Annotated in this window: 18 protein-coding genes; 14 read left to right on the top strand and 4 right to left on the bottom strand. The window is 71.9% G+C overall.

Features of this window, described 5'->3' with window-relative positions; translation table 11 throughout:
* The first annotated feature begins 22 nt into the window (after positions 1-22).
* The 5 genes from JKP75_RS09480 (at position 23) to JKP75_RS09460 (ending at position 3,472) form a co-directional block, all read left to right on the top strand.
* Positions 23-1,252, top strand: coding sequence for an IS256 family transposase (locus JKP75_RS09480; RefSeq protein WP_200491645.1), 1,230 nt, complete (start codon positions 23-25; stop codon positions 1,250-1,252).
* A gap of 85 nt (positions 1,253-1,337) precedes the next feature.
* On the top strand, positions 1,338-1,559 hold the full coding sequence (locus JKP75_RS09475) for a hypothetical protein (RefSeq protein ID WP_200491646.1): 222 nt from the start codon (positions 1,338-1,340) through the stop codon (positions 1,557-1,559).
* Between the two features lie 150 nt (positions 1,560-1,709).
* Positions 1,710-2,126 (top strand): hypothetical protein, encoded by a 417-nt coding sequence (locus JKP75_RS09470; protein ID WP_200491647.1) that lies wholly within the window; start codon positions 1,710-1,712, stop codon positions 2,124-2,126.
* 15 nt (positions 2,127-2,141) lie between these two features.
* Positions 2,142-2,624 carry a DUF2243 domain-containing protein gene (locus JKP75_RS09465; protein ID WP_200491648.1) on the top strand — a complete coding sequence of 161 codons (483 nt, stop codon included), beginning with the start codon at positions 2,142-2,144 and terminating at the stop codon, positions 2,622-2,624.
* Positions 2,621-3,472: a cytochrome c oxidase assembly protein gene (locus JKP75_RS09460; protein ID WP_200491649.1), complete on the top strand. Its 852-nt coding sequence runs from the start codon at positions 2,621-2,623 to the stop codon at positions 3,470-3,472. Before JKP75_RS09465 ends, JKP75_RS09460 begins: the two co-directional genes overlap by 4 nt.
* Positions 3,473-4,366: 894 nt before the next feature.
* Here the strand turns inward: JKP75_RS09460 and JKP75_RS09455 are convergent.
* Genes JKP75_RS09455 through JKP75_RS09440 form a run of 4 tightly spaced genes read right to left on the bottom strand, consistent with a single transcriptional unit; the run spans position 4,367 to position 8,615 of the window.
* Positions 4,367-6,526 carry an MMPL family transporter gene (locus JKP75_RS09455; protein ID WP_200491650.1) on the bottom strand — a complete coding sequence of 720 codons (2,160 nt, stop codon included), beginning with the start codon at positions 6,524-6,526 and terminating at the stop codon, positions 4,367-4,369.
* Positions 6,527-6,582: 56 nt separating this feature from the next.
* Positions 6,583-7,962 carry an MBL fold metallo-hydrolase gene (locus JKP75_RS09450; protein ID WP_200491651.1) on the bottom strand — a complete coding sequence of 460 codons (1,380 nt, stop codon included), beginning with the start codon at positions 7,960-7,962 and terminating at the stop codon, positions 6,583-6,585.
* Positions 7,963-8,021: 59 nt separating this feature from the next.
* Positions 8,022-8,327, bottom strand: a complete 306-nt coding sequence (locus JKP75_RS09445) for a rhodanese-like domain-containing protein (protein WP_040339423.1) — start codon at positions 8,325-8,327, stop codon at positions 8,022-8,024.
* A gap of 21 nt (positions 8,328-8,348) precedes the next feature.
* Positions 8,349-8,615 carry a metal-sensitive transcriptional regulator gene (locus JKP75_RS09440; RefSeq protein WP_224499415.1) on the bottom strand — a complete coding sequence of 89 codons (267 nt, stop codon included), beginning with the start codon at positions 8,613-8,615 and terminating at the stop codon, positions 8,349-8,351.
* A 1,762-nt stretch (positions 8,616-10,377) separates the two neighbouring features.
* Here JKP75_RS09440 and JKP75_RS09430 point away from each other — a divergent pair.
* From JKP75_RS09430 to JKP75_RS09390, 9 genes are all read left to right on the top strand, one after another.
* Positions 10,378-10,962, top strand: coding sequence for a hypothetical protein (locus JKP75_RS09430; protein ID WP_200493005.1), 585 nt, complete (start codon positions 10,378-10,380; stop codon positions 10,960-10,962).
* 488 nt (positions 10,963-11,450) lie between these two features.
* Positions 11,451-11,903, top strand: coding sequence for a helix-turn-helix transcriptional regulator (locus JKP75_RS09425; RefSeq protein ID WP_040339420.1), 453 nt, complete (start codon positions 11,451-11,453; stop codon positions 11,901-11,903).
* 543 nt (positions 11,904-12,446) lie between these two features.
* A complete protein-coding gene (locus JKP75_RS09420) occupies positions 12,447-12,689 on the top strand; it encodes a hypothetical protein (protein ID WP_200493004.1) in 243 nt (80 codons plus the stop codon).
* A gap of 778 nt (positions 12,690-13,467) precedes the next feature.
* Complete coding sequence (locus JKP75_RS09415) at positions 13,468-13,626, top strand: hypothetical protein (RefSeq protein WP_200493003.1); 159 nt, start codon at positions 13,468-13,470, stop codon at positions 13,624-13,626.
* The gene (locus JKP75_RS09410) at positions 13,626-14,312 is read left to right on the top strand and encodes an SAF domain-containing protein (RefSeq protein WP_224499416.1); all 687 of its coding nucleotides are present in this window, start codon (positions 13,626-13,628) and stop codon (positions 14,310-14,312) included. The genes JKP75_RS09415 and JKP75_RS09410 overlap by 1 nt, the downstream gene beginning before the upstream one ends.
* A gap of 22 nt (positions 14,313-14,334) precedes the next feature.
* On the top strand, positions 14,335-15,132 hold the full coding sequence (locus JKP75_RS09405) for a hypothetical protein (RefSeq protein WP_207147024.1): 798 nt from the start codon (positions 14,335-14,337) through the stop codon (positions 15,130-15,132).
* Positions 15,122-16,522: a CpaF family protein gene (locus tag JKP75_RS09400; RefSeq protein WP_040339418.1), complete on the top strand. Its 1,401-nt coding sequence runs from the start codon at positions 15,122-15,124 to the stop codon at positions 16,520-16,522. Before JKP75_RS09405 ends, JKP75_RS09400 begins: the two co-directional genes overlap by 11 nt.
* A complete protein-coding gene (locus JKP75_RS09395) occupies positions 16,519-17,424 on the top strand; it encodes a type II secretion system F family protein (RefSeq protein ID WP_200491653.1) in 906 nt (301 codons plus the stop codon). The genes JKP75_RS09400 and JKP75_RS09395 overlap by 4 nt, the downstream gene beginning before the upstream one ends.
* Positions 17,421-18,335, top strand: a complete 915-nt coding sequence (locus JKP75_RS09390; protein WP_040339416.1) for a type II secretion system F family protein — start codon at positions 17,421-17,423, stop codon at positions 18,333-18,335. The genes JKP75_RS09395 and JKP75_RS09390 overlap by 4 nt, the downstream gene beginning before the upstream one ends.
* Positions 18,336-18,337 lie beyond the last annotated feature (2 nt).

Here is an 18,337-nt window from a genome sequence, read left to right as displayed (position 1 = left end):
TCGCGGAAGGACACAGCACACGATGGCCCTGGACCAGTCTGCCCTGCTCGAGGTGCTCGATGCACTGAAGGCCGCCGATGTCGATGACCGGATCCGGTCGGCAGCGACCACGATCTACCAGGCCTTGATTGAGGCCGAGCTCACCGCGGTGATCGGTGCCGCCCCGCACGAGCGCACCGAGGCCCGGACCGCGCAGCGCAACGGCTCCCGCCCGAGAACCCTGTCGACGACGGCCGGGGATCTGGAGTTGCGGATCCCGAAGCTGCGCGCCGGCTCGTTCTTCCCATCGCTGCTGGAGCGGCGTCGGCGGATCGACCAGGCGCTGTTCGCGGTGGTCATGGAGGCCTACCTGCACGGCGTCTCGACTCGGAAGGTCGATGACCTGGTCAAGGCGCTCGGCGCGGACACCGGGATCAGCAAGAGCGAAGTCAGCCGGATCTGCGCCGACCTCGATGAGGAGGTGGCCGCCTTCGCCGACCGCTCGCTGGCCGATCAGGCCTTCCCCTACGTGTTCCTCGACGCGACCTACTGCAAGGCGCGAGTCAACCGGCGGGTGGTCTCCCAGGCCGTCGTGATCGCCACCGGGGTGGCCGCCGACGGACACCGGGAGGTGCTCGGCTTCGCCGTCGGCGACTCCGAGGACGGCGCCTTCTGGACAGCGTTCCTGCGCTCACTGAAGGCCCGCGGGCTGACCGGCACGCAGCTGGTCATCTCCGACGCCCACGCCGGGTTGAAGGCCGCCATCAGCGCGGTCCTGCTCGGCGCCAGTTGGCAGCGCTGCCGGGTGCACTTCATGCGCAACGTGCTCGCTCAGGTGCCGCGCGGCAACAGCGAGATGGTCGCCGCCGCCATCCGCACGATCTTCGCCCAGCCCGACGCCGAACACGTGCACTCCCAGCTCGACGTCATCGCCGGCATGCTCGGCCGCCAGTTCCCGAAGGTCGAGGCGATGCTGCGCGAGGCCGAGGAGGACCTGTTGGCCTTCGCTGGATTCCCGGTCGCGCACTGGAAGAAGATCTGGTCGACCAATCCCCTGGAACGGCTGAATAAGGAGATCAAGCGCCGCACCGACGTCGTGGGCGTTTTCCCCAACCCCGAGGCACTGCTGCGGCTGGCCGGCGCGGTGCTGGTCGAGGCGCACGACGAATGGCAGGTCTCCGACCGCCGCTACCTCTCCGAGGGCTCCATGGCCGTGCTCAACCACCCGAACCCGACCAAGGAGGTGGCGCAACCGGCACTGATCGCGTCATAGTCACCACACCGCTGACCAACACGGTGAGGACTACATCCACCACTCAGCGGGACGTCACCCCCCAGCTGGTCGACGTCCTCGCACGGTGGCCGACGTCGTCCGCCCGGCCGGCACCTGCTGGTCCTCGGGCACGACCGGGCAGAACCTGGCCCGCGGCATCGGTGGCCCGCAGGAACCCGAGTGCTCCACCACCGCGAGCTGCTGCGCGGAGCGGTCGCGAGCTGGAGCATCGCGCCTCGAGCGCATCGACCGGGCAACCGACTCCCGCACCGCGGTGGACACGCTCGTGTACGGACGGCGTCCCTGACGACGGTGTAGATCCGCGCCGAGGGGCTAAGACCGCGATGACCGATCAGGAGGAAGCCCCATGGTGACTGCTAGCGAGTCGAGTCGTGCCCGAGCACTGCTTTCGGCAGCAGGCCGCGGCGCGGCCGCGGGCGTGCTCGGGGTGGCTGTGATGACGGCGGCTGAGAAGCTGGAACAGGCCGTCACCCACCGGCCGAACTCCTACATCCCCGCCCGGACGCTGCTCACGCTGCTGGGCCGCCATCCGACCGACGCCGACCGTCCGACGGGCTGGAACTGGGCGATGCACTACGGGACCGGGGCCGTGCTGGGGGCCTTGCGCGGTGTGTGGGCTGCGGTCGGGCTTCGTGGCCCGCAGGCGCACGCGGCGCACACCATCGTGCGGCTGTCGACCGACCAGACGCTGGAGAACACCACCGGGGTGGGGGCCCCGCCGATGGTCTGGCCCCGCAACGAGCACGTCGTCGACATCCTGCACAAGGCCATCTACTCGGTCACGACCGGGCTGATTGCGGAGCGGTGGATCCAGCCCTCCCTGCAGTCCCGGCGTGGGCTGACCAGCCACTGACGCAGGAGGACGGGTATGACGGACACCGCCCCGCGACAAGTCGCGGCGGACCGCCGCCGATCGGTGTGGACCGGCACCATGCTCGGCATCGCCATCATGGCCGCCGCCGATGAAATCGTGTTCCACCAGATCCTGAGCTGGCACCACTTCTACGACCGGTCCACCCCTGACATCAGCCTGCTGTCGGACGGATTGCTGCAGACGGCCTACCTCGTGCTGCTGGTCGCCGGATTCTTCTGGTTCGCCGACCTGCGCCGCCGCGGAACGCTGGCGCGGCGTTCGGCGTGGGGCGGCTTCGTGCTCGGCCTGGGCATCTTCCATCTGTTCGACGGGATCGTCGACCACAAGCTCCTGGACCTCCACGAGATCCGCTACGGGGTTGATGTGCTGCCGTACGACCTGGCCTGGAACGGCGTTGCGCTGGTGCTGCTGGCGGTGGGCGCGATCATGCTGTGGCGGTCCCGGGACGAGGGGCCGGCCGGGGCCGATCGGCGGTGAGCACGCCGAGTGGAGCCCTCGCCGTGCTCGCCCACGGCGGCTCGCATGGGATAGGCGCGGCCGCCGCCACGTGGCTCCTGCCAGTGCTGGTCGCCGCCGTGCTCGCCGCCGGCTACCTGGCCGGCGTCGTCCGGCTGCGGGGGAGCGGACGCGGTTGGAGCCGCGGACGGACGGCGAGCTTCCTGCTGGGTACCGGCCTGATCAGCGCCGCGCTGTCTCCAGCGGTCGACGCCGGCACGGCCGGCGGGCACATGGCGCAGCACCTGTTGCTGGGGATGTTCGCGCCGATCGCACTGGTGCTGGGCGCCCCGGTGACCCTGCTGCTCGCCGGGCTGCCCGTGTCCGCTCGGCGCCCGGTGGCCGTGCTGCTGCGATCCCGGGCGCTGCACGCGCTGTCCCACGTGGCCACCGCCGCCGTGCTGAGCGTCGGCGGGCTGTACCTGCTCTACCTGACGCCGCTGTACGCCCTCAGCGCGCGCTCGGAGGTGGTGCACCACTTGGTGCACCTGCACTTCCTGCTGGCCGGGTACCTGTTCGCCTGGGCGGTGGCCGGCCCCGATCCCGCTCCGCGCCGACCAGGCATGGCGGTACGCCTGGCCGTCGTCGTCGTCGCCGGCGGCCTGCATGCCTTCCTGGCCAAGCTGCTGTACTCCCGTGCTCCTGTGCTCCCGGTGGGCGGAGGGCACGACGCTGCGGAGGTGGAGGCTGCGGCCCAGGTCATGTACTACGGGGGCCACGTCGCTGACCTGCTGCTGCTCGTCGCCCTGTTCGCCGCCTGGTATCGGCGCACCGGACGCTCTCTGGCGCGCGAAGCGACCTCGGCCCCCAGCACCCCCGCTGCTGTGTGAGTCTGCGGCTCCTCGCCGCGGCGGAGCGCGTGTCGTCAGAAGGGGACGGCTGCCCGATGCGTGTCGGCGACGGCAGCGACAAGGCGCCGCCAGCGTGACTCGCCGGCCGGAACGGGGGTGTTCGCAACCGGCGTGGTCGTCAAGGCCGGCTCCGCGGTGAGGCCGGGCTGCAGCGGCGCGGGTGAGGGCAGGGGCGCGGCGATCTGGGTCAACGAGAATCCTTCAGGGCAGTGCGGGCGGGCGCGGTAGGCCGCTGGGTGGCTTCCTCAGCGGGAGTGCGTGCCGCCCGGACAGAGCCGGTCGTCGACCGAAAGCGGGGTCACCGCGAGAAGGCACACGCAGAACGCGGGCCGACCCGGTGCAAATCCCCAGTACACAGATCGAGAATAGGCAGAAGGCGCCGACGAGTGCAACAGGCCTGGCAGGAGCGGTCCCGGGCATACCTGTCGAACGGCCCAGGTCTGACGGTGGGGGTACCAGTCAGCCGACTCCCTCCCGACCATCTCGTTGCCTCGGCGAGGGCGTGCCGCAGGGGGCTGCGCGGACGAGGTTCGAGGGCGTGGGCACCGGACCGCCCGAGTGGCAGGACATGCGGAACGGGCTGGACGGTCCGGAGACCGCCCAGCCCGTCAGGGACAGACCTGCACTGCGCCCGGTGGGTGAGCGCGGAGGCGGGTGGAGTCAGCGCCCGATCAACCTGCTCAGCCAGCCGCCGGACCGCTCGGGGCGAGGGTGGCCCGGGCAGCGCTCGGCGCTGGGGATGCCGGCCATGACCTGGTCGACGTGTTGGCCGCATCCGGCCCAGGTGGTCCTGCCGCAGGTCTTGCAGGTGGCTGCTCGGCACATGGTGGATCTCCTCGTTGTCGGTGAGTGGGGCGGCCGTCGGCCACCGGATCAGTCGTGGGCGAAGCGGATGTTCGGCAGGACCCGGGTGAGCCATGCCGGGCTCCACCAGGCGGCTGCGCCGGTGAGCCGGAGCATCACCGGCAGCAGCACGAGTCGGACGAGGAAGGCGTCGAGCAGGACCGCGACGCCGAGGATGATCCCCATCTCCTTGGGCGGCAAGGGGCCGGACAGGGCGAAGGTGAAGAACACCGCGACCATGACGGCGCCTGCAGCGAAGATGACCCGGCCGGAGTGTGCAAGGGCGCCGATCATCGCCTCTCGCGGGTCACCGGTCCGCTCGTAGTGCTCCTTGGCGCTGGCCAGGAGGAAGACCGTGTAGTCCATGGCGATGGCGAAGATCATCGCGAAGAAGAACACCGGGGCCCAGGCGTCGAGGAAGCCCTGGCTCTCGAAGCCGAAGAAGCCAGCCCCGATGCCCTCCTGGAAGACCAGGCGGGCGACGCCGAACGCGGCGGCGGTGGACAGCAGGCTGGCCAGGGTGCCCAGCAGCGAGATCAACGGCGCCTGCAGTGCGACCAGCAGGAGCAGGAAGCCCAGCACGAGAACGACCCCGATGACCAGGGGCGTGGACTCGTCCAGTTGCGTCTTGAGGTCGAGGTTCTCCACCGGCGCGCCGCCGACCAGGGCGGAGTCGGGGAGGTCGGCGCGCAGCCGGTCGACCAGCGTGGACAGCTCGGGGTCCGAGGGGTCCACGGTGGGGACGGCCTGGATCATCGCCAGATCGGTGCCGTCCGACGCCGGCATGGGGGGCATCACACCCGCGACGGCGGGGTCATCCCCGAGGACGGCGGCAGCGGTCGGGGCGTCAGCGGTGTCCACGACGACCTGCAGGGTCCCGGGCGCCCCCTCGCCGAAGGCCTCCTGCACCTGGTCGTAGCCGATCCGGGCGCTGGCGTCCTCCGGGAGCACCTTGATCGAGGGCATCGCCGTCTTCAGTCCGATGATCGGGGCGGCGAGGGCGAGCAGGACGAGCAGCGAGCCGATGCCGTAGACCATCGGTCGCTTCCACAGGCGCTCACCCCACGCGGCGAAGCGCGGGGAGCGGTGCTCTCCGGCGCGGACCCAGGGAAGCGCGATCCGGTTGATCTTCAGGTCCAGCTTGAACAGGACCAGGGGGAGCAGCGTCAGGGTGGCGGCCAGGACGAAGACGACGGCGAGCATGATGCCGCCGGCCATCGACCGGAACGACGGCGAGGGGACCAGCATCACCGCCGACAAGGAGACGAGCACCGTCGCGCCGGAGAGCAGGACGGCCTTGCCGGCGGTGTCCATGGTCTCGGCGATCGCGCGCACCGGTGGTGCGCCCGCGCCCATCCGTGCCGCGCGGTAGCGGACCACGAGGAAGAGCGCGTAGTCGATCCCGAGGGCCAGGGCGAACATCATCGCGAAGTTCATGGCCCAGATGGAGACCGGCACGAGCTCGTTGATCAGGACCAGCGAGCCCGCGGAGGCGACCAGTCCGGCGAGCGTGAGCAGCAGGGGCAGCCCGGCGGCGACCAGCGCGCCGAAGGCCAGCACCAGGATGCCCAGGGTCACCGGCCAGGACAGCATCTCCGACTTGAGCATCGCGTCGAGGTTGGCCTCGTTGAAGTCCGACCACAGCAGCGAAGCGCCGGTCGGGTTGACCTCCACCGACCCGGTGGACATCGCCTCCAGAGGTCCCTTGAGGTCGTCGGCGGCCCGGACCATCTCGTTCGTGTCGGCGCCTGCGCCCGCGAGCAGGACGGCGGTGCTGCCGTCCGGGCTGAGTGTCGCGCCGGGTTGCGGCTGGAGGACCTCGCCGATGCGATCCTCGCCGGCGAGGAGCTCGGTGGCGCGGGCGAGGACGTCCGCCCCGGCGCCCTCGGTCACCGGGCCGTCGGAGCTGTGGACGACGACCTGGATGGCCGAGCTGGCGTTGCCGCCGAAGTGGTCGACGGCGAGTTCGCGGGCGGCGACGGATTCGGAGCCGTCGGCCTGCCAGCCGGCTCCGGACAGTGCGGCCTCGACGCGGGGGGCGAAGAAGCCCAGGCCGACGATGAGCAGCAGCCAGACGACGGTCGTCGTCCTGGCGTGGGCGGTGACCCAGACCCCAAGCCGGCCGAGCGGGCCAGGGCGGAATGACGTGGATACGGAGTCGGGCTGGCGGCTGGTCGCCGTCGTGGTCACGGATGAGTCGCTTTCGTCAGAAGGGGAGTGGGTGGCGGCCGGCGACGGCCGCCGAGTCAGCGAGCGGCGGAGTCGTCGTGCAGACCCACGGCGGCCGCACCGACGTCGGGATCGCCGTAGCCGCCGTTGACCAGCACGGGCCGGCGGCCTGCGCGAGCGAGCATCGAGGCGGCGATGGAGGCGCGGTAGCCCGAGCCGCAGTACACCCACACGTCGCCGTCGGGAACCTCGTCGAGGCGGCCGGGCAGGTCGTGGATCGGGATGTGCCGGGAGCCGCGCACGCCGCCTCCGGCGCGCTCGTCGTCGCGGCGCGCGTCGAGGACGACAAGGTTCGGGTCAGAACCCAGCGCCGCGGCCAAGCCGGAGAAGTCGCTGACCGGGTAGGAGGCAAGCTCGCGGCCGGCGGCCAGGGCCTCGGGGCTGCCGATCGCAGCACCCGCGAGCCGGTCGATGCCGATGCGGACGAGCTCGCGGCGGGCCTCGGCGACCTGCTGCTCGGTCTCGCCGATCAGGGTGATCGGTCCGCCCCATGGGATGAGCCAGCCGACGTAGGTGACGAAGTTGGCGATGGCCAGCTCGAAGTTCAGGGCCCCGGGCAGGTGGCCGGCGGCGAACGCGGTGCGGGTACGCAGGTCGATCACCCACTCGCCGGCGGCCAGCCGTCCGGCCAGCTCGGCGGGGTCGACCTGTCGCGGCGCGGAGAGGTCCACGGGCGCCGGGCCGGCGGCGTTGCCCGGCCCCATGTGGCTGTACCAAGCAGGAATCGCCGTCAGGCCGGCGATCAGCTCGTCGACGAAGGTCTGCTCGTCCCGGGTCAGGGCCGGGTTGACCTTGGCCTGCTCGCCGACGGTGGAGGAGTCGCCGCTGGTCGGGGTGGCCGCACAGAACGAGCCGAAGCCGTGGCTGGGGAAGACCGGAGTGCCGGCGGGCAGCTCGTCGACGAGCCGGCGCACCGAGTGGTACTGGGCGTGGGTGAGCTCATCGGTGTGCTCCGGACCGACCAGGTCGGTGCGGCCGGTGGCGCCGTACAGCATGGAACCGCCGGTGAACACGGCCTGCACCTGACCGTCGGCGTCCGCGACGACGTAGCTGACGTGGTGGTGCGTGTGCCCGGGAGTGTGCAGCACGCGCAGCCGCATCGGGCCGGCATCGAGGACGTCCCCGTCGGCGGCCGGCACCCGGTCGTAGGCGACGGTGTCACCGGCCGGGACGACGTAGTCGGCGCCCACGCGGCCGGAGAGCTCGAGGCCACCGGTCAGGTAGTCGTTGTGCAGGTGGGTCTCCAGGACCAGCGCGATGCGGACGGCCCGCTTCTCGGCCAGGGCCAGCACGCGGTCGATGTCGCGCTGGGGGTCGATCACGACGCCGATCCCGCCGTCGCTGATCAGGTAGCTGCGGTCGCCGAGGCCGGTGGTCTCGATGATGTCGATCTGCACGGAAGGCTCCTCAGTACGGTACGGGGCAGGGGTATCTGCGTGGCAAATAGGAGACGACGTCAGGCGGTGGGGCGACCCTCGGCGATCCACTGCGTCATGCCCCCGTCGAGGTTGGCGACGTCGTAGCCCTGGCCTGCCAGGAACTTCGCGGCCTGGGAGCTGCGCCCGCCGCTACGGCAATCAGTGATGACTGGGCGGGCCCGGTCGAGCTCGAAGACGCGGGCGGGCAGCTGGCCCAGCGGGATGTGGGTGCTGCCGGCGATCCGGCCCTCGGCCAGTTCGGCGGCCTCCCGCACGTCGAGCAGAACCGCCTCGGTGCGGTCGGCGGCCTGAGCTGGAGTGAGCTGGGGAATCTGCTGGGTCATCGTGACTCCAAGAAAGATTGGTCAGGCGAGGGAGAGGAAGAGGCGCTCGAGCTCGCGCAGGTCGATCTCGCGGGTCTCGCTGTCCTCGTTGGTCGAGCAGAAGCGCATCCCGGTGGAGACGACGGCGAAGCCAGCCTTGTTCAGCGCCTTGGAGGCGGCGGCGAGCTGGGTGACGACGGCGGAGCAGTCCCGGCCGTCCTCGATCATGCGGACGATGCCGCCGATCTGGCCCTCGATGCGCTTAAGGCGCTTGACGACGTCGGCGAGTTCGCCCTGGGGGATGTCCACGGCACTACCGTACATACCCCGGGGGGTATCGGCAACCGGCCTTGCGGCGGCTCAGCGCCTCCGCGATACGAACCTCGCCGTGGGCTGACCGGTGCGTGTCCATGGGTATGCCTGTGGGCGGAACCGCGAGCCCTCTTCAGGGCGAACAGGTAGCCGGGTCTCGAGAGGTTCCCTGTCGAGCCGGTGGATGTTTCGCGGCACCGGTTTCGAGACCGGTCGTCGTTGGGGGGACCGGTTCGCCACGCGCCGACTCGTGAGGTGGGATGAGCGGCTGAGGGGAGGGGTCGACGATGGACCAGCGTTCAAGGCATCAACCGTGCACGGCAGTCGCGGCGGTCAGCGCCCAAGCGATTCTGCTCACTGGGCTCGCGTGGCCCGTCCGCCCGCCTCCCCACCCACGGACCCTCCGGTGGATCGGTCGCGTCATGAGTGGGGCGGGACTCGTCATAGCAGGGGTGGCCGCGGCCGGCTTGGGACCGGCGCTCACTCCCTCTCCGCTGCCTTCAACGCAAGCGCAGCTTCGGCGCGATGGAATGTTCGGGCGAGTGCGGCATCCGATCTACAGCGGCCTACTCCTCTTGGGCGCCGGTCGACTCCTGACCGCAGGCCGTCGTCGGGTTGCTCCGGCGGTCGCACTCACGCTGCTCCTGGCCGCCAAGGCACGATGGGAGGAGCGCCTCATGAGCACTCGCTTTCCGGATTACCCGTCATACGCCGCGACGACCCCCCGCTTCATCCCGGCCATGCGCCGGTCCCGCAAGTGACGCGGCGAGGCGGTCGTGCGCCGATGTGCTGCTACTCAGCTAGGCCATGTCCAAGCATGACCCTCTCAGGCCATCCAGGCCCCTCCGTGCGCCCGACTGGCGACCGGCAGGCCCCGCTGTGAGGGACGGGGTACGCATGCAGTCGTCTCTGAACTGAGCGGCCGACGGGTGGAGGCTCGTGCGTGCATCGCCCGGCGGAGCACGCACCACCCGGTCTGACAACTGAGGGGTGGGCACTGAGCCGGCGGGGTGTCGGCCCAGCCTCGTGACGACGAGAGGCGGCTGGCTGGGCCTCAGTGGTGATCGGCCGCCCGCTCCAGCCGCCAGCCCTCTCCACGGCACCCGTCCGGCAGCGGCGGGAAGCGGTGCCCCTTGACGTCGGTGGACTCGTAGGCATGGTCGCCGTGTCCCTCCGAACAGCGGTAAATCCCGCTGCGGGGAACCATCTGACCGGGGTGGAAAGTGTCCTCGTCAAGTGCCATCCGCGACCGGTACCCGGTAGCGGGCCCTGCACTCGGCGGGACGAACGGATCAGCCGCAGCACGCACAGTGCGCCGCCATGCATGCCGGCACGCTGATCAGAGGCCGTCCGTGCTGGAGCGGGAGTAGTCGGCGGTTGCCCGGGCATGAGTGGGGCGCCTGCCGGTGGACCCGTTGTCCGTGTGGCGCTCCACCGGGGGCGTGGGCGGCGACGTCGGCCGCGCGACCTGCGACTCAGGACGGATGTGCTGTGGACGTCGAGCTGACCACCGGGCAGAGCGTGATCGGCGCCTTCCTGATCGCCCTGGCACTCGCCGCGCTGCACCTGGCAGCCCCGCGGATCCGCAAGCTCCCCCTCGTCCCGGAACGGGCCACCGGCTCCTTCGCCGGTGGGCTCGCCGTGGCCTACGTGTTCCTGCACCTCCTGCCCGAGATCGCCGAGGGCAACGAAGCCATCGGAGAGGCGCTGTCCGACGTCGTGCGGCCCACACCGCTGATGGACCTCGGTCATCTTCCTCGTGGCGCTGTTCGGCTTCACCGTCTTCTACGGGCTGGAACGACTGGCCGATCGCCAGCACCGCGCAGCGCCCGTCCACGCCGTCTCACGGAGCAGCGGTGGCGCCGGCTCGCCGGAGGGCGGCACGGCGACGAAGGACGACCGCGATCCGGGGACGGAGCCCAGCCGCGGCGTGTACCTGCTCCACCTCTCCTCGTTCATGGTCTACAACGCCCTGATCACGTACACGATGGCGCTCCGGCTCCGCACCGGAATCGCCTTTGCAGTCCTGTTCACCATCGCCATGGGCCTGCACTTCGTGCTCACCGACCGCGGCCTGGAGGAGCACTACCCGACCCGGTTCACCGCCCGCGGACGCCTGGCACTGGCCGCTGCCCTCCTGGGCGGCTGGGCCGTCGCGGCACTGTTCGCGCCGTCCAGCACCCTCGTCGTCGCGCTGCTCACCGCTCTGCTGGGCGGCTCCATCCTGCTCAACGTCTTCAAGGAAGAGCTGCCCTCGACCCGCAGGTCCAGCTTCGGCTGGTTCCTCACCGGCCTCACCCTCTACGCGGCGCTGCTCACTTTCGTGACCGCACTGAGCGAGTGACCCGTCACGGCCCCTCGGAAGCCGGGCGCCAGCGACGGCCACCGCCCGATGAGGTGGCCGAACCCGTGCGGAAACGTTGTTCCGCCGGATCGGCCAACCCCTGGGCGCTACGAAGACCAACCCGGTCTTCCTGCAGTCGCTGAGACCTCGTCTCGATGCTCTGCCACGACGGTGCAGGCGCCCTCGGCTGCCGCGCGGGAGCTCCGGGGTAATGGTCCGGCCGTCCTCCGGGCCTTCCCAGCCCTGTGCCAGGAGGCTTGCGCAGCCCGCTGTAAGCCTGGAGACGTTCTCCAGTGAATGGAAAGCCGTCAGGGGACCGGACCCCCTCCGCCGCCACGGTTGCTCAAAGGTCAGCCCTGGCGCTCGAACGCTCGTCGGCCGCGTACCCCGCGCCGGACGATGAGGTGTCGTGCGACCGAGGCGGACGGTGAGCGCTAGGGTCCTACGCCACGAACGGGTGTCCACCGAACGAGTGATGGGGGGCTGCCGTGGCGCGGCCGCTGCTTCGAGGCGATCGCCTGCAGGCCGCCCGGGAGTCCGCGGGATTGAGCCGGGACGACCTCGCCGAACGCCTCGAGCTGTCGAGCCCCGCAAGAGTCCGCGTGTGGGAGCTAGGCCTGGAGCGTCCGCGGCCCCGCTTCGTGCCCCGACTGGCCGCCGCGGTGGGAATCGATCCGCTGCACCTGCTCGACGTCGATCCCGACGATCCACCGCTGGCGGCGCTCCGGCTGGCGGCCGGCCTGGCGACGAACGAGATGGGCGCACCGGGGGTGTCCGTCATGACGTACGTGCGACTGGAGGACGGCAGGCCCGGTACCGAGCCGACGGCGGACGCCGTCCATGCCGTGGCCGGATTGCTGGGTGTGGACGAGTCCCGCGTCCAGGCCGCGATCCGTCGCGCGCGCCGTGACCACGCGCCCTTGGCGTCAACTGGAGGTTGACCGGAGGATTACTGGAGATCTGGGGCTTTCCCTTCTGACGGTCTTTGGTGGTAATTTCCCGCAACCTCGTCCGGGAGGCGCCCGTGATCCGCAGGTCAGAGTCGCGTTGTGCGATGGCGGCTGGCCTCGGCGCGGTCCTGGAGACTGGACCGGCGAGCTCGCCGGCCGCGCTGCACGGCACCGCTTCGCGGGCGGTCGATGGGGTACGGGGCCGCATCGTCGCTCTCGCGTCGGTGCTGGCACTCGCCGCATGCGGAACGGACGGGGAAGCCACGGAGCAGACCTCGCCCCAGGCATCGGCCTCCGAGACCAGTGCGGCGTCCACCAGCTCGGGCCCGTCGATGAACCCTGACGAGGCGGCGGCCGCCGACGCGGCGATGGCCGTCTACCGGGATGTGACTCGGCTGGTCCAGGATGCGCGCCGCGACCCGACGCAGGACTGGCTGCCGGCCTACGCGCAGCTGTACCGCAGACCCCTATCGGTCCGCCGAGCTGCTCGAGATCTCGGCTCTCCGGGATCGCGGTATCGCCCACACCGGCGAGGTGATCCACACGCCCGACGTCTTCGCTGTCGACCTTGCTGGTGGCACAGACGGAACCCTCCGCACAGTCACGATCCAGGACTGCGTCGACACCCGAGACTTCCCGGCCACGGTCAAGGCCACTGGTGACGTCGTGAGCGTCGATCGACCGCCGCACGTCGCCGTTGCCACGGTTGTCTTCTACCCGCCACCCGAGGACCGCTGGTTGGTCGCCACCGTCGACGTGCAGGACGAGACGTGCTGACCCATTCCTGGGCGCGTGCGGCCGCCGGCGTCCTGGCGACCGTCCTCCTCCAGGTCCCGGCCGCGGTCGCCACCGCCGCGCCCCAGGAGATCTGCCTGCCCTCCGGCTTCTGCTACATCGAGGACATCCGGCCGGCCGTGCCCAGTTCGCCCTCCACCGTCCCCGCCCGGGCTGCGGCGCCGGCACCGTCCGAGTGCACCTCGTCGAACGGTGCTGCGGTGCCCTGCTACCAGGACAACCTTGGCTGGTATGAGTCATCCAGCGGCTGCTACCTCAAGCTGATGGACCCCCAACCCCCTCCCGGCTCGCCGCTGTGGGAAGGGCATACGCCAGGGGACGGCGGTGCCCTCTACATCGCCAACTGCGGTGCGGCGGACGGCGGCTCGCTCGGTTCCACGGCCACCGGGATCGCCTGGCGTCGCGGGCCACCGGCCGCAGTCATCGACCCCGAGGTCCTCGCACAGCGCGCCATCGCCGCCATGCAACTGCAGCCGCCGCTACTGCGCACCGCACCCCCGCAGGCGTCGGCCAGCGGACTGGTCGGCCTCCCGATGTGGATGTGGACCGATCGCGCGGAGAACGTCTCCGGACCCATCACGCGCTCCGCTACCGAAGGGCCGGTCGCCGTCGAAGCGACCGGCGTGGTCTCCCGCATCGCCTGGGACATGGGCGACGGGACGCCACCGTCACCTGCGGCCTCGGAACGCCTCACTCCCCGGGTGCCGACGGCCCCTCCCCGGACTGCGGCCACACCTATGACCGCGCATCGGCCAACCACGTGCCCGGCGGCGGACCGTGGCCGATCACCGCTACGACCACGTGGACGGTCACCTGGTCCGGTGGAGGTCGCACCGGCACCGAAACGGTGCAGCTGTCCTCGACCGGCGAGCTCTTCGTCGGCGAGCTCCACGTGCTCAACCAGGCCGAGGAGCGCTGATGGCCAGGATGCGGACAGCCCCCACCGACGACGTCGTCGAGGGCAACGGCTGGGTGCCCCCACCACTGCCCCAGGCTCCGGTGCTCCCGCCACCACGACGCCGCCGGCGCCCCGCCCTGCTGGCCCTGGCGGTCGCCATGGTCGTGCTCGGTGCACTCGGTGCCGCCTACCTCGCCACCTCGCTCGGCCAGACGACGTCGGTGATCGCCGTCGCTCAGCCGGTCGCCTGGGGGCAGACGATCACCGCTGCCGATCTCGTGGAGGCACGCATCGCCGCCGACCCGGCCCTGTCCCCGGTCCCGTACACCGACCGCGAGCGGGTCATCGGCCGAACAGCAACAGCAGACCTCCTACCCGGAACACTCCTCACCCGCGACGCGACCACCGATCAGCGGCTTCCTCCGCCCGGTCAACAACTCGTCGGCATCGGACTGCCGGCCGTGCAGCTTCCGGGCACGCCGCTGCGACCGGGGGACGACGTGCTGCTGGTGCCTCTGCCGACCGAAGGTCAGGCGGCACCCACCGCTTCTTCGGTCACCGTGGCGGCCACCGTCGTCCGCGCAGGGGAGCCGGGCACGGACGGGCGGCGTGTCGTCGACGTCCTCGTCGACGAAGCCGACGGCCCAGACGTGGCAGCCCGCGCAGCCGCCGGGCTGGTCGCTCTCGTCGTGGTCGCAGGGGAGTAGGCGACCCACCGTGCTGATCGCGATGACCTCGGCCAAGGGAGCCCCCGGCGTGACCACCGCCGCGCTCGCCCTCGCCCTGTCCTGGCCCCGCCGCACGGTGCTCGCCGAGCTCGATCCGGCCGGCGGCGACGTCCTGGCCGGCTACGGCCGCGGCGAAGTCTCCGCAGGCGGGCTGGCCGAGCTGGAGCTGGCGGCGCGGCGTGGCGGACCGGCACGGCACCTGGAGGCGCACCTGCTGCAACTGGACGCCGGCGCGCGGGTGCGGCTGCTGCCCGGTCTGACCGACCCCATCGGCGCGCGGCACGTGGACTGGCACCGCCTGGCCGGGGCGCTCGCCGCGATCGACGGCGGCACGACGGACGCGCTGGCCGACTGCGGCCGGCTCGGCGCCGAGCACTTCCCCCGGGACGCCGTCCGGCGGGCGGCCGCCGTGATCGTCGTGTCCCGGTCGTCGCTGCGCGCCGTGCGCGCCGCGACCCACGCGGTCGCCGCGTTGAAGGCCGAGTCAGCATCGGGGGCGGGTGTCTGTGCGCTCGCCGCGGTCGTCGTCGCAGCAGGGGAGCCCTACGGCGAGCGCGAGATCGGCGACGCTCTCGGCATCCCGGTCCTCGGCGCGCTGCCCCGCGACGACAAGGCAGCGTCGGTGCTCAGCGACGGCGTACCGGCCGGTCGCTCCTTCCACCAATCGGCGCTGCTGAGAGGGGCGCGGGAGGTCGCCGCCCGCGTCGCAGAGTTCGCCGCCCGGCACGAGGCCATACTCAGCCCGCCGGCCCAGGTCCCCGCACCGGTGCACCCGATCGGACACGAGCATGTCCGCTGAGCAGCTCGACCTGGGGCGGTCCCTGCCCGCCGTCAGGCCGCAGGTCGACTGGCCGTTGGTGCGCCGACTGCACGAGACGACGGCGACCGCGCTCGCCGAGGAGCTCAAGCGACGTCCTTCCCTGGGTTCGGCCGCGGAGCAGGAGCTGGCTCGCACGCTCATCCAGGACGGCATGGACGCGCTGGTCCGAGAGCGCATGCGCGCGGGGCAGGCGGTGCCGTCCCCGGACGAGGAGCTGGCGATCGCCGAGGCCGTGTTCGCCGCCCAGTTCGGGCTGGGCCGGCTGCAGCCCTACGTCGACGATGCGCAGGTCGAGAACATCGAGGCGCACGGCTTCGACAACGTGTGGATCGGCTACGCCGACGGCCGCGACGTCCGCGTCGACGCGATCGCCGACTCCGACGAGGACCTGGTCCGGCAGCTGCAGCACATCGCCGCCCGGCTGGGCCGCGCCGAGCGCACGCTGACCACGGCCAGCCCGCTGCTGACCATGCGCCTCCCTGACGGCTCCCGGCTGGCCGCGGTGATCGAGACCGTGCCCCGCCCGCAGCTTGTGATCCGGCGGCACCGGATCCGCGACGTCGACCTCGACGACATGGTGGGGCTGCGCGCGATCGACCAGCCGCTGGCCGAGTTCCTGCGCGCTGCGGTGCGGGCCCGGAAGAACATCGTGGTCACCGGCGGACAGGGCGCCGGCAAGACCCTGCTGCTGCGGGCGCTGGCCAACGAACTCCCGATCGAGGAGAACCTGGCCACGATCGAGAAGCACTTCGAACTGCTGCTGCACGAGCTGCCCGACCGCCACCCTCGGGTGGTGCCGTTCGAGGCGCGCGAGGGCACCGGCGAGCGCGGCCCGGACGGACGTCGCCTCGGGGAGGTGACCCTGACCGAACTCGTCGAGCACGCCCTGGTGATGAACGTCAGCCGGGTGTGGCTGGGCGAGGTCCGCGGCGAGGAGGCCTGGCCGCTGATCGAGGTCATGGAGGCCGGCGAGGGTGGTTCGGCCTGCACCCTGCACGCCCGGTCGGCCCACCACGCCTTCGAACGACTGGCCAACCTGTGCATGCGCGGCCGGGGCTCGGTCACCCCCGAGCACGCCTACCGGTCCTGCGCCTCGGCGATCGACCTCATCGTGCACATCACCACGGTTGACGAGCGGTGGATCGGCGGGCAGCGGCACCGCTTCGTCAGCCAGGTCGTGGAGTGCAACGGCATGGGGGAGGGCGGGCGACCGGCGGTCACGGAGGTCTTCGCCGCCGGGCCGGATGGGCGGGCGACGCCCGCGCACGATCCGGTCGACCTGGCCGACTACGTGCGGGTCGGCTTCGATCCCGGCTGGCTCCGCCCCGGCCAGGAGCACTGGGCAAGCGCCACCGGGGGACGGCGGTGACCGGCGTGGTGCTGCTGGCCGGCGTGTGCGGCGCGCTGGTGGTCGGTGGCCCCCTCCTCGCCGCGCATGCGCTCACCGCCGATAAGCGGCCGGCGCGGCCTCCTCGCCGACGCCGCCCGGCGGCGTGGGCCGACGGGCCTACGACGCGCCGGCAGCGAGCGCTGTGGGCGGCGGGTGCAGCAGCGGCCGCTGTCGTGTGGCTGGCTTCGGGGTGGCCGGTCGGCGGGGTCCTGGCCGGGCTCGCGGTAGTCGGGGTGCCGTGGCTGCTGACGCAGTTCTCCGCCGGGAATGCGGCGGTGGAGCGGCTCGAGGCGTTGCAGGAGTGGGTGCGGCGCACCTCCGATGTCCTGGCCGCCGGCGGAGGGCTGGAGCAGACGCTGATCCGCTCGGCGCGAACCGCACCGGAGCCGATCCAGGTCGAGGTCGCGACGTTGGCTGCCCGGCTGCAGGCGCGCTGGTCCACGTCCCGTGCGCTGCTGGCCTTCGCCGACGACCTGGACGACGCCGCCGGTGATCTGGTGGTCGCCGCCCTGCTGCTCGGTGCGGAGCTGCGCGGTCCGGGGCTGGCCCGGGTGCTGACCGAGCTGGCGCACAGCCTCACCGAGGAGGTCACCATGCGCCGCAAGGTGGAGGCCGACCGCGCCAAGCCCCGGGCCAACGCGCGCTGGCTGTTGCTCATCACCGTCGCCGCCGCCGGGCTGGCCGCCCTGAACGGGGACTACCTGGCTCCCTACGGCACCGCGCTCGGGCAGCTGGTGCTGGCCGTCATCGCCGCCTTGATGGTCGGTTGCCTGCTGTGGATGCGCCGGCTCACGGCGGCGGCGCCGACGGTCCGCTTCCTCGTCGACCCGACGACGCGCGGCGGGGCGGCACGGGACCCGGAGGAGGTGCCGGCCCGGTGAGCGCGGCGCAGGTACTCCTCATCGGTTGCGGCGCAGCCGTCGGGCTGGGGCTGTTCCTGCTGCTACGGACCGCGCTCGTGATCGAGCAGCCGCGGCTGTCCGACGCGCTGGCCCGGTTGGACGGGCGCGCCCCGATCGGTTCCGTGCGACCTGTCGGGGAGGTGGGAGACCGCTGGGCGCAGGCGGCAGGACGGACCGGGTCGTGGGCCGCCGCTCGGCTGCCCACGACCGGTCTGCAGGCGCCGGGATCGGCGTTGGCGCTGATCGGCTGGACGCCGGCGGGGTACGCCGTCCGCAAGATCGGCATGGCTCTGTTCGGCGCGGCGTTTGTGCCGCTGCTCACGGCCGTCCTCGGCATCGTCGGCGTCCACCTGCCGGTCGTGGTTCCGGTGGCCGGATCGCTAGCGCTGGCCGTTGGCCTGTTCCTCGTCGTCGACCTGGTCGTGCGGGACCAGGCCGCCGAGGCGCGCGGCCAGATGCGCCGGGCGCTCTGCTCCTACCTCGACCTGGTCAGCCTCCGCCGGGACGCCAGCGAGGGCCCCACCATGGCTCTGGAGCGTGCCGCCGCGATCGGCGACGGCTGGGTGTTCGGCCGCATCAGCGACGCGTTGGTCACGGCCCGGCTCGCAGGCGACCCACCGTGGGAGGGGTTGCGCCGGCTGGCCGCGGATTCTGGTGTCGGGGAGCTGGCCGACGTCGCCGACATCGCGGCGGTTGCCGCCCAGGAGGGCGCGTCGATCGCCCCGACGCTCCGGGCCCGTGCGCAGTCCCTGCGCGTCCAGCTGCTGGCCGACGAAGAGGCGGCGGCCAACACCGCCAGCGAGAAGCTCACCGCCCCGGTGGCGCTGCTGTCGATCGCCTTCCTGCTGCTCTTCCTCTATCCCGCCCTGGCCCGACTGATGGCCACCTGACC

This window comes from Blastococcus sp. TML/M2B (assembly GCF_016612865.1).
Classification (GTDB): Bacteria; Actinomycetota; Actinomycetes; order Mycobacteriales; family Geodermatophilaceae; genus Blastococcus.
The sequence above is the reverse complement of the archived record's forward strand: the minus strand, read 5'-3'. Positions and strand labels throughout refer to the sequence as shown.